The organism is Escherichia sp. E4930, from assembly GCF_005845405.1.
Taxonomy (GTDB): Bacteria; Pseudomonadota; Gammaproteobacteria; order Enterobacterales; family Enterobacteriaceae; genus Escherichia.
In genome coordinates this window covers 86372-98471 of sequence record NZ_VCDZ01000014.1, presented here as the reverse complement: position 1 = coordinate 98471, position 12100 = coordinate 86372, and the positions used below count along the sequence as shown (strand labels likewise).

General features: G+C 52.7%; 9 protein-coding genes. 4 read left to right on the top strand and 5 right to left on the bottom strand.

The window, feature by feature from the left end; all coding sequences use genetic code 11:
- Nucleotides 1-42: 42 nt before the first annotated feature.
- From dapB to caiF, 4 genes are all read left to right on the top strand, one after another.
- Nucleotides 43-864, top strand: a complete 822-nt coding sequence (gene dapB / locus FFT88_RS15995; protein ID WP_130217482.1) for a 4-hydroxy-tetrahydrodipicolinate reductase — start codon at nucleotides 43-45, stop codon at nucleotides 862-864.
- A gap of 455 nt (nucleotides 865-1319) precedes the next feature.
- A complete protein-coding gene (gene carA / locus FFT88_RS15990; RefSeq protein WP_001589662.1) occupies nucleotides 1320-2468 on the top strand; it encodes a glutamine-hydrolyzing carbamoyl-phosphate synthase small subunit in 1149 nt (382 codons plus the stop codon).
- Nucleotides 2469-2485: 17 nt separating this feature from the next.
- Nucleotides 2486-5707 carry a carbamoyl-phosphate synthase large subunit gene (gene carB, locus FFT88_RS15985; RefSeq protein WP_130259612.1) on the top strand — a complete coding sequence of 1074 codons (3222 nt, stop codon included), beginning with the start codon at nucleotides 2486-2488 and terminating at the stop codon, nucleotides 5705-5707.
- 260 nt (nucleotides 5708-5967) lie between these two features.
- On the top strand, nucleotides 5968-6363 hold the full coding sequence (gene caiF / locus FFT88_RS15980; protein WP_000333104.1) for a carnitine metabolism transcriptional regulator CaiF: 396 nt from the start codon (nucleotides 5968-5970) through the stop codon (nucleotides 6361-6363).
- A gap of 118 nt (nucleotides 6364-6481) precedes the next feature.
- Here the strand turns inward: caiF and caiE are convergent, their stop codons facing one another.
- The 5 genes from caiE to caiA all read right to left on the bottom strand — a co-directional run bounded on the left by caiE (nucleotide 6482) and on the right by caiA (nucleotide 12087).
- Nucleotides 6482-7072, bottom strand: a complete 591-nt coding sequence (gene caiE / locus FFT88_RS15975) for a carnitine operon protein CaiE (RefSeq protein ID WP_135404083.1) — start codon at nucleotides 7070-7072, stop codon at nucleotides 6482-6484.
- Between the two features lie 5 nt (nucleotides 7073-7077).
- Nucleotides 7078-7863 (bottom strand): crotonobetainyl-CoA hydratase, encoded by a 786-nt coding sequence (gene caiD / locus FFT88_RS15970; protein WP_130257868.1) that lies wholly within the window; start codon nucleotides 7861-7863, stop codon nucleotides 7078-7080.
- A gap of 109 nt (nucleotides 7864-7972) precedes the next feature.
- A complete protein-coding gene (gene caiC, locus FFT88_RS15965; RefSeq protein ID WP_135404064.1) occupies nucleotides 7973-9526 on the bottom strand; it encodes a crotonobetaine/carnitine-CoA ligase in 1554 nt (517 codons plus the stop codon).
- Between the two features lie 72 nt (nucleotides 9527-9598).
- Entirely contained in the window at nucleotides 9599-10816 is a 1218-nt protein-coding gene (gene caiB / locus FFT88_RS15960) for an L-carnitine CoA-transferase (protein ID WP_130204851.1), read from the bottom strand.
- Nucleotides 10817-10944: 128 nt separating this feature from the next.
- A complete protein-coding gene (caiA, locus tag FFT88_RS15955) occupies nucleotides 10945-12087 on the bottom strand; it encodes a crotonobetainyl-CoA dehydrogenase (protein WP_130217474.1) in 1143 nt (380 codons plus the stop codon).
- Between the last annotated feature and the right edge of the window lie 13 nt (nucleotides 12088-12100).

Sequence of the window (12100 nt, the reverse complement as noted above, 5' to 3'; positions counted from 1 at the left end):
ACTCTGAAAACGGTCTATGCAAATTAACAAAAGAGAATAGCTATGCATGATGCAAACATCCGCGTTGCCATCGCGGGAGCCGGGGGGCGTATGGGCCGCCAGTTGATTCAGGCGGCGCTGGCATTAGAAGGCGTGCAGCTGGGCGCGGCGCTGGAGCGCGAAGGATCTTCTTTACTGGGCAGCGACGCTGGTGAACTGGCCGGAGTCGGAAAAACAGGCGTTACTGTGCAAAGCAGCCTCGACGCGGTAAAAGATGATTTTGATGTGTTTATCGATTTTACCCGTCCGGAAGGTACGCTGAACCATCTCGCTTTTTGTCGCCAGCATGGCAAAGGGATGGTGATTGGTACAACGGGGTTTGATGACGCTGGCAAACAAGCGATTCGTGACGCTGCTACAGATATTGCGATAGTCTTTGCCGCCAATTTTAGCGTTGGCGTTAACGTCATGCTTAAGCTGTTGGAGAAAGCCGCTCAGGTAATGGGTGACTACACTGATATTGAAATTATCGAAGCACATCATAGACATAAAGTCGATGCGCCGTCAGGCACTGCGCTGGCAATGGGGGAGGCGATTGCCCACGCTCTTGATAAAGACCTGAAAGATTGCGCGGTCTACAGTCGTGAAGGCCATACCGGTGAACGTGTTCCTGGCACCATTGGTTTTGCCACTGTACGTGCGGGTGACATCGTGGGGGAACATACCGCCATGTTCGCCGATATCGGCGAACGTCTGGAGATTACCCATAAGGCGTCCAGCCGCATGACATTTGCTAACGGTGCGGTAAGATCGGCATTGTGGCTAAATGATAAGGAAAGTGGTCTTTTTGATATGCGAGATGTACTGGATCTCAATAGATTATAACCACAAAACATTTGTGTTGATGCAAAAATAACATATCCAATCTATTGATTATAAAGGGCTTTAATTTTTGGCCCTTTTATTTTTCTTGTTCCGTTTATTAATAATTAAAAAATGGCTAAAAATTAAAGTTTAGTTGCCTGTTTTTGTTGTTTTAATGTAAATTTTGACCATCTGGTCCACTTTTTTCTAAGGGTTTTGGTTTTATGCAATTTTCTTGCTGCGCAAGCGTTTTCCAGAACGGGTTAGATGATGTTTTTGCCGCTTAATGCCTGTAAAACATGCATGAGCCACAAAATAATATAAAAAATCCCGCCATTAAGTTGACTTTTAGCGCCCATATCTCCAGAATGCCGCCGTTTGCCAGAAATTCGTCGGTAAGCAGATTTGCATTGATTTACGTCATCACTGTGAATTAATATGCAAATAAAGTGAGTGAATATTCTCTGGAGGGTGTTTTGATTAAGTCAGCGCTATTGGTTCTGGAAGACGGAACCCAGTTTCACGGTCGGGCCATAGGGGCAACAGGTTCGGCGGTTGGGGAAGTCGTTTTCAATACTTCAATGACCGGTTATCAAGAAATCCTCACTGATCCTTCCTATTCTCGTCAAATCGTTACTCTTACTTATCCCCATATTGGCAATGTCGGCACTAATGATGCCGATGAAGAATCCTCTCAGGTACATGCACAAGGTCTGGTGATTCGCGACCTGCCGCTGATTGCCAGCAACTTCCGCAACACCGAAGACCTCTCTTCTTACCTGAAACGCCATAACATCGTGGCGATTGCCGATATCGACACCCGTAAGCTGACGCGTTTACTGCGCGAGAAAGGCGCACAGAATGGCTGCATTATCGCGGGCGATAACCCGGATGCGGCGCTGGCGTTAGAAAAAGCCCGCGCGTTCCCAGGTCTGAACGGCATGGATCTGGCAAAAGAAGTGACCACCGCAGAAGCCTATAGCTGGACACAAGGGAGCTGGACGCTGACCGGAGGCCTGCCAGAAGCGAAAAAAGAAGACGAGCTGCCGTTCCACGTCGTGGCTTATGACTTTGGTGCCAAGCGCAACATCCTGCGGATGCTGGTGGACAGAGGCTGTCGCCTGACCATCGTTCCGGCGCAAACTTCTGCTGAAGATGTGCTGAAAATGAATCCAGACGGCATCTTCCTCTCCAACGGTCCTGGCGACCCTGCCCCGTGTGATTACGCCATTACCGCCATCCAGAAATTCCTCGAAACCGACATCCCGGTATTCGGCATCTGCCTCGGTCATCAGCTGCTGGCGCTGGCGAGCGGTGCGAAGACCATCAAAATGAAATTTGGTCACCACGGCGGCAACCATCCGGTTAAAGATGTGGAGAAAAACGTGGTGATGATCACCGCCCAGAACCACGGTTTTGCGGTGGACGAAGCAACATTACCTGCAAACCTGCGTGTTACACATAAATCCCTGTTCGACGGTACGTTACAGGGCATTCATCGCACCGATAAACCGGCGTTCAGCTTCCAGGGGCACCCTGAAGCCAGCCCTGGTCCGCACGACGCAGCGCCGTTGTTCGACCACTTTATCGAGTTAATTGAGCAGTACCGTAAAACCGCTAAGTAATCAGGAGTAAAAGAGCCATGCCAAAACGTACAGATATAAAAAGTATCCTGATTCTGGGTGCGGGCCCGATTGTTATCGGTCAGGCGTGTGAGTTTGACTACTCTGGCGCGCAAGCATGTAAAGCCCTGCGCGAAGAAGGTTACCGCGTCATTCTGGTGAACTCCAACCCGGCGACCATCATGACCGACCCGGAAATGGCTGATGCGACCTACATCGAGCCGATTCACTGGGAAGTGGTACGCAAGATTATTGAAAAAGAGCGCCCGGATGCGGTGCTGCCAACGATGGGCGGTCAGACGGCGCTGAACTGCGCGCTGGAGCTGGAGCGTCAGGGCGTGTTGGAAGAGTTCGGCGTGACTATGATTGGTGCGACCGCCGATGCGATTGATAAAGCAGAAGACCGCCGTCGTTTCGACGTAGCGATGAAGAAAATCGGTCTGGAAACTGCGCGTTCCGGTATCGCGCATACGATGGAAGAAGCGCTGGCGGTTGCCGCTGACGTGGGCTTCCCGTGCATTATTCGCCCATCCTTCACAATGGGCGGTAGCGGTGGCGGTATCGCTTATAACCGCGAAGAGTTTGAAGAAATTTGCGCCCGCGGTCTGGATCTCTCCCCAACCAAAGAGCTGCTGATTGATGAGTCGCTGATCGGCTGGAAAGAGTACGAGATGGAAGTGGTGCGTGATAAAAACGACAACTGCATCATCGTCTGCTCTATCGAAAACTTTGATGCGATGGGCATCCACACCGGTGACTCCATCACTGTCGCGCCAGCGCAAACGCTGACTGACAAAGAATATCAAATCATGCGTAACGCCTCGATGGCGGTGCTGCGTGAAATCGGCGTCGAAACCGGCGGTTCCAACGTCCAGTTTGCGGTGAACCCGAAAAACGGTCGTCTGATTGTCATCGAAATGAACCCGCGCGTGTCCCGTTCTTCGGCGCTGGCGTCGAAAGCGACCGGCTTCCCGATTGCTAAAGTGGCGGCAAAACTGGCGGTGGGTTACACCCTCGACGAGCTGATGAACGACATCACCGGCGGGCGTACTCCGGCCTCCTTTGAGCCGTCCATCGACTACGTGGTCACCAAAATTCCTCGCTTCAACTTCGAGAAATTCGCTGGTGCGAACGACCGTCTGACCACTCAGATGAAATCGGTTGGCGAAGTGATGGCGATTGGTCGCACGCAGCAGGAATCCCTGCAAAAAGCGCTGCGCGGCCTGGAAGTCGGTGCGACTGGCTTTGACCCGAAAGTGAGCCTGGACGACCCGGAAGCGCTGACCAAAATCCGCCGCGAACTGAAAGATGCAGGCGCAGAGCGTATCTGGTATATCGCCGATGCCTTCCGTGCGGGCCTGTCTGTAGACGGTGTCTTTAACCTGACCAACATTGACCGCTGGTTCCTGGTACAGATTGAAGAACTGGTGCGTCTGGAAGAGAAAGTCGCAGAAGTGGGCATCACTGGCCTGAACGCTGACTTCCTGCGCCAGCTGAAACGCAAAGGCTTTGCCGATGCGCGTCTGGCAAAACTCGCGGGCGTACGCGAAGCAGAAATCCGTAAGCTGCGTGACCAATATGACCTGCATCCGGTTTACAAGCGCGTGGATACCTGTGCGGCAGAATTTGCCACCGACACCGCTTACATGTACTCCACTTATGAAGAAGAGTGCGAAGCGAACCCGTCTACCGACCGTGAAAAAATCATGGTGCTTGGCGGCGGCCCGAACCGTATCGGTCAGGGTATCGAATTCGACTACTGCTGCGTACACGCCTCACTGGCGCTGCGCGAAGACGGTTACGAAACCATTATGGTGAACTGTAACCCGGAAACCGTCTCCACCGATTACGACACTTCCGACCGCCTCTACTTCGAGCCGGTAACTCTGGAAGATGTGCTGGAAATCGTGCGTATTGAGAAGCCAAAAGGCGTTATCGTCCAGTACGGCGGTCAGACCCCGCTGAAACTGGCGCGCGCGCTGGAAGCTGCTGGCGTACCGGTTATTGGTACCAGCCCGGATGCCATCGACCGTGCGGAAGACCGTGAACGCTTCCAGCATGCGGTTGACCGTCTGAAACTGAAACAACCGGCGAACGCCACCGTTACCGCTATTGAAATGGCGGTTGAGAAGGCGAAAGAGATTGGCTACCCGCTGGTGGTGCGCCCGTCTTACGTTCTCGGCGGTCGGGCGATGGAAATCGTCTACGACGAAGCAGACCTGCGTCGCTACTTCCAGACGGCGGTGAGTGTCTCTAACGATGCGCCAGTGTTGCTGGATCACTTCCTCGATGACGCGGTAGAAGTGGATGTGGACGCCATCTGCGACGGCGAAATGGTGCTGATTGGCGGCATCATGGAGCACATCGAGCAGGCGGGCGTGCACTCCGGTGACTCCGCATGTTCTCTGCCAGCGTACACTTTAAGTCAGGAAATTCAGGATGTGATGCGCCAACAGGTGCAGAAACTGGCCTTCGAATTGCAGGTGCGCGGCCTGATGAACGTGCAGTTTGCGGTGAAAAACAACGAAGTCTACCTGATTGAAGTTAACCCGCGTGCGGCGCGTACCGTTCCGTTCGTCTCCAAAGCCACCGGCGTGCCGCTGGCAAAAGTGGCGGCGCGCGTGATGGCTGGCAAATCGCTGGCTGAGCAGGGCGTAACCAAAGAAGTTATCCCGCCGTACTACTCGGTGAAAGAAGTGGTGCTGCCGTTCAACAAATTCCCGGGCGTTGATCCGCTGTTAGGGCCAGAAATGCGCTCTACCGGGGAAGTTATGGGCGTCGGCCGCACCTTTGCCGAAGCGTTCGCCAAAGCGCAGCTGGGCAGCAACTCCACCATGAAGAAACAGGGCCGTGCGCTGCTCTCCGTGCGCGAAGGCGACAAAGAACGCGTGGTGGACCTGGCGGCAAAACTGCTGAAACAGGGCTTCGAGCTGGATGCGACCCACGGCACGGCGATTGTGCTGGGTGAAGCGGGCATTAATCCGCGTCTGGTGAACAAGGTGCATGAAGGTCGTCCGCACATTCAGGACCGTATCAAGAATGGCGAATATACCTACATCATCAACACCACCTCAGGCCGTCGTGCGATTGAAGACTCCCGCGTGATTCGTCGCAGTGCGCTGCAATATAAAGTGCATTATGACACCACCCTGAACGGTGGTTTCGCTACCGCGATGGCGTTGAATGCCGATGCGACCGAAAAAGTTATTTCGGTGCAGGAAATGCACGCACAGATCAAATAATAGCGTGTGATGGCGGATATGTACTATTCGCCAATTTGATCGAATAACTAATACGGTTCTCGAAAGAGGACCGTTTTTTTTACCTGTAAGACAAAACTTTGTTGGAATTCATATTTTTGATGGCGTAAGCAGGATTTTGCTCACACTAATCCTTCGTTAGGTTGCATACTATCGATATATCCACAATTTTAATATGGCCTTGTTTAATTGCTGCAAAACGAGTCATAGCCAGTCTTTTAATTTGTGAAACTGGAGTTCGTATGTGTGAAGGATGTGTTGAAAAACCACTCTATTTGTTAATCGCCGAATGGATGATGGCTGAAAATCGGTGGGTGATAGCAAGAGAGATCTCTATTCATTTCGATATTGAACACAGCAAGGCGGTTAATACCCTGACTTATATTCTGTCGGAAGTCACAGAAATAAGCTGCGAAGTTAAGATGATCCCTAATAAGCTGGAAGGGCGGGGATGCCAGTGCCAGCGACTGGTAAAAGTGGTCGATATCGATGAGCAAATTTACGCTCGCCTGCGCAATAACAGCCGGGATAAATTAGTCGGCGTAAGAAAGACGCCGCGTATTCCTGCCGTTCCGCTCACGGAACTTAACCGCGAGCAGAAGTGGCAGATGATGTTGTCAAAGAGTATGCGTCGTTAATGTCATTTCGATGATACCGTGCGACCTGGTCGCCGGATGCGATGCTGGCGCATCTTATCCGGCTTACGGTTGCTTTCCAGCCAGGTCGGATAAGGCGTTTACGCCGCATCCGGCAAGATCACCGTTTCGGCGTCACATCCGTCGTCCCCTGCAAACGGGGGCGATTTTCCTCCATTTGCCTCAGTGGCTGCGTTTCATGTAACGATGCATGACAGCGCCCGACAAGATCCTGATACTCTTTGGTATTCAACCGTTTCCAGTGTAACTCGTCGTCACTCACACTGCGTACAGCGCGGGCTGGCGTACCCATCAACAACTGGCGTTTCTCGCCGTGAAAGCCTGCTTTGACAAAGCTCATGGCGGCAACAATGCTCTCTTCGCCAATGACCGCGCCATCCATAATCACGCTGTTCATCCCGACCAATGCATCGCGACCAATCATGCAGCCATGCAGGATCGCTCCGTGCCCGATATGGCCGTTTTCCCCAACGATGGTGTCAGTGTCGCAGTAGCCATGCATAATGCAGCCATCCTGAATATTGGCTCCCGCTTGCACGATCAACCGCCCGTAATCACCACGCAGTGAGGCGAGTGGGCCGATGTAGACACCGGCTCCCACAATCACATCGCCAATCAAGACGGCACTGGGATGGACAAACGCCGTCGGGTGAACCACCGGAATTAACCCCTCAAAGGCGTAATAGCTCACGGTTGTTAACGTCCTTTCCACACCGGATCGCGCTTCTCGGCAAACGCCTGCGGCCCTTCAATGGCATCCTCCGAATGCAGAACCGACGGATAGTGTTTCAAGACGCCGCTGCGAATATAGCGATACGCTTCTTCTACCGGCATTTCGCTGGTGGTGCGGTAGATCTCTTTCAGCGCCGCGATCGCCAGCGGGGCGCTGTCAACCAGTTGCTGCGCCAGTTCGCGGGCGTTATCCATCAGTTCCGCCTGGCTAACCACGCGGTTGACTACCCCCCAACGCAGCGCCTCTTCTGCGCCCATTCTTCTGCCGGTCATCACCATTTCATTGACGATGGCAGGCGGCAGGATCTTCGGCAGACGCAGCACACCGCCGCTGTCAGGAACGATGCCCAGTTTGGCTTCCGGCAGGGCGAAGCTGGCGTTATCGGCACAAACAATAAAATCTGCCGCCAGCGCCAGTTCGAAACCGCCGCCAAAGGCGTAGCCGTTCACGGCTGCGATGACCGGTTTATCCAGATTGAAAATTTCTGTTAAGCCCGCAAAACCACCCGGACCAAAGTCAGCATCCGGTGCTTCGCCTTCTGCTGCTGCTTTTAAATCCCAGCCTGCGGAAAAGAATTTCTCTCCGGCACCGGTAATAATGGCGACACGTAATTGCGGATCGTCACGGAAATTTAGAAATACTTCGCCCATTTCAAAGCTGGTTTTCGCATCAATAGCATTCGCTTTTGGTCGATCAAGGGTAATTTCCAGAATTGATCCATTGCGGGTCAGATGTAATGATTCACTCATTCCTTTTCTCCATTTTTGCTTTTTCAGGGACGACAACGGCCCTGCAAAAAAATGCATATTATTGTTGAACGTGATTATTACCAGGCAGAGTAGTACCCTGCTGTAGTGTTTATTTCAGCGCCTTTCTGATTATTTTCCCCGAGCAATTACGCGGCAGATCTTTTCTGATCTCCAGATAAGAAGGCACTTTAAATTTCGCCATATTCTGTTCGCAAAAGTAGAAGAATTCCTCTTCGCTCAATATTTCACCTTCATTCAGCACCACAAACGCTTTGATGGCTTCATCGCGAATCGAATCGTTAATACCAACAACCACGATGTCCTGAATTTTCGGGTGCGCTGCGATAATATTTTCCAGCTCCACGCAGGAGACATTCTCCCCACCGCGTTTGATCATATTGCAGCGGCGATCGACGAAATAAAAAAATCCCTCTTCGTCGCAGTATCCGGTATCGCCGGTATGTAGCCAGCCGTCGGCTTCCAGCACTTTCGCAGTGGCTTGCGGGTTGAGAAAATACTCTTTGAAGATGGTTTTTCCCGGTACGCCTTTAATGCAGATTTCACCGATCTCACCAGCCGGGAGCGGACGATTGTGATCGTCACGGATCTCCGCTTCGTAGCAAAATCCCGCCCGGCCAATCGACGGCCAGCGACGCTTATCGCCGGGGCGATCGCCGATAATGCCCACAATGGTTTCCGTCATCCCATAAGACGTCAGCAAGCGAACGCCGAAGCGTTCACAAAACGCATCTTTTTCCTGCTCCGACAGGTTGAGATAAAACATCACTTCCCGCAGGCGGTGTTGCCGATCGTTCGCTGAAGGCGGCTGCACCATCAACGTACGAATCATCATCGGAATACATTCGGTAATGGTGGCGCGGTACTTCTGTACCTGTCCCCAGAAGGCGCGGGCGCTGTATTTCTCGACCAGCACAAAGGTGGCTCCGGCAGAAAACGCCGCCATCGCCGCAGTACACTGGCAATCGATATGAAACGCAGGCATTACCGTCAGGTAGACGTCATCGTCACGCAGTGCGCACTGCCAGGCGGAGTAATATCCAGCGAAGCGCAGGTTGTAATGGGTAATCACCACACCTTTCGGTCGGGAAGTGGTACCGGAGGTAAAGAGAATTTCCGCCGTATCGTCGGTCGATAGCGGCGGTGCATAGCACAAGGTGGCAGGTTGTTGATTTTTCAGTTGAGTAAACGAACTCACGCCATCATCAGCGGGAAGTGCCACATCTGTCAGGCAAATGTGCCGCAACTGAGTGGCATCTTCCTGCTGAATCTGTTGATACATAGGATAAAATTGCGCACTGGTCACCAGCAGGCACGCCTGGCTATTTTGCAGGATCCACGTGCTTTCTTCGCGCAACAGGCGGGCGTTAATCGGCACCATAATCGCGCCAATTTTTGCCAGCCCGAACCAGCAAAAGATAAATTCCGGGCAGTTGTCGAGATGTAGAGCAACCTTGTCGCCTTTGCGAATCCCCAGCGTATAAAACAGATTTGCCGTGCGGTTAATCTCCTGATTTAACTCAAGATAACTATACCGGTTAACGACTCCGCCGCTGGATTCACAAATCAGCGCCGTTTTGTGACCGTAAACGTCCTCCAGATCGTCCCACATTTGACGTAGATGTTGTCCGCCAATGATATCCATTGCACCTCTATCCATTTTGTTCGTTTGTTATTGGGCGGGCGCTAGTCAGGCAAGCCGACTGGCGCCACGCGTTTAGTCCTCAACTTTGGCCAGACCTTTGCTGACCAACTCCTGAATGTCGTTTTCGCTGTAGCCGATAGTTTTCAAAATGGCAGCCGTGTCCATGCCATGTGATGGCATTCCGCGCCAGATTTGGCCTGGGTTATTTTTGAATTTCGGCATCACGTTTGGCCCTTTGCAGGTGCGACCATCCATCGTTTGCCACTGGGTGATGGATTCACGGGCCACATACTGTGGATTGCTTTCCAGTTCCGGTACGGTCAGCACTTTGGCGCAGGCGATATTCAGTTCAGCAAAGCGTTCTTTAACTTCTGCGATGGTATGTGCCGCCAGCCAGGCATCGAGTTTCTCTTCAACCAGCGGGCCGTAAGGGCATTCGATACGGTGGATAAGCTGGGTGCCTTCCGGGATTTCCGGCGTACCGAGCAGATGTGCGAGGCCAATATCTTTAAAGCATTCTGCAATCTGAGTAATGCCCACCAGTTCCATCACGATGTAGCCGTCGGCGCATTTGTACAGACCGCAACCGGCGTAGTAGGGATCTTTCCCTTTGGTCATGCGCGGGCACATTTCGCCGCCGTTGAAGTAATCCATCATGAAGTACTGGCCCATACGCAGCATCACTTCATACATGGCGATGTCGATACTTTCGCCTTTTCCGGTTTCGCGCACTTTATGCAGTGCTGCCAGCGCCGCCGTGGTGGCAGTCAGGCCAGAAAAGTAATCGGCGGTATACGGGAAGGCAGGCATTGGCTGGTCAACATCACCGTTCTGAATCAGGTAACCACTGAAGGCCTGGGCGATAGTGTTATAGGCCGGAAGATTGGTGTACTCCTCGGTGCCGTACTGACCAAAACCGGACAGGTGAGCGATAACCAGTTTCGGGTTGTGCTGCCACAGGACTTCATCGGTAATGCCACGACGGGCAAAGGCCGGACCTTTACTGGCTTCGATGAAGATATCGGTGGTTTCCATTAATTTCAGAAACGCTTCGCGGCCTTCATCTTTGAAAATATTTAACGACAGCGCGTGCAAATTGCGGCGGGAGAGTTGCGGGTAGTTCGGTTGAACGCGAATGGTGTCGGCCCAGGCGACGTTCTCGATCCAGATAACTTCCGCCCCCCATTCTGCGAACATTTGCCCGGCGAACGGTCCGGCGATTTCGATACCGGAGAAGACAACGCGCAATCCGGCCAACGGCCCGAATTTCGGCATGGGTAGATGATCCATTATTAGCTCCTGAAAAATTTGTGTAGCGCATGACTGCCGGATGCGGCGTAAACGCTTTATCCGGCCGACATTCGTGCTCCCGTAGGCCTGATAAGACGCATCAGCGTCGCATCAGGCAGAGCACGGACTTAGCGGTATTGCTTCAGCACCGCACGACCCAGCGTCAGGATCTGCATTTCGTCAGATCCCCCGGAGACGCGGTCTACACGCAGGTCACGCCAGAAGCGGCTGATGCGGTGGTTGCCCGCAATCCCGACACCGCCCAGCACCTGCATTGCGCTATCTACCACTTCAAATGCCGCATTGGCGCAGAAGTATTTGCACATTGCCGCATCACCAGAGGTGATGGTGCCGTTGTCTGCTTTCCACGCTGCTTCATACAGCATGTTTTTCATGGAGTTTAATTTGATCGCCATGTGGGCGAATTTTTCCTGAATCAACTGGAAACGACCAATCGCCTCGCCAAACTGCACGCGTTGGTTGGCGTAGCGCGCCGCATCTTCAAAGGCGCACATCGCTGTACCATAGTTGGTCAGGGCTACCAGGAAACGTTCGTGGTCGAACTCTTCTTTGACGCGGTTAAAGCCGTTACCTTCCCGACCGAACATGTCTTTCTCGTCCAGTTCCACATCGTCAAAGGTGATTTCACAGCAGCTATCCATACGCAGACCGAGCTTCTCAAGTTTGGTCACTTTGATGCCCGGTTTGCTCATATCAACAAACCATTCGGTGTAGACAGGTTTGTCCGGAGAAGCCCCGTCGCGCGCCATCACCACGATGTACGGGGTGTAGGCGCTGCTGGTAATAAAACACTTACTACCATTAAGATAAATCTTACCATCTCTACGGGTATAAGTCGTTTTCAGGCTACCCACGTCAGAGCCCGCGCCTGGTTCGGTAATCGCTGAGTTCCACATCTGCTTACCGGTGCCGCGGAATGCCATAATCTTGTCGATCTGCTCTTGTGTGCCTTCACGTAGGATGGTGTTAAACCCGCCAGGCAACTGATACAACACGTAGGTTGGCGCCCCCAAACGACCCAGTTCCATCCACACGGCGGCGAGGGTAACAAACCCCGCATCCAGACCACCGTGCTCTTCCGGGATCAGCAGGCTGTCGATATCCATATCCGCCAGCGCTTTGACAAAACGTTCCGGGTAGACGCTGTCACGGTCGCACTCGGCAAAATAGGCCTCCCAGTTTTCGCTGGCCATTAGTTCGCGGATACCGGCGACAAACAGTTCCTGCTCATCATTTAAATTAAAATCCATCTTTCAACCTCTT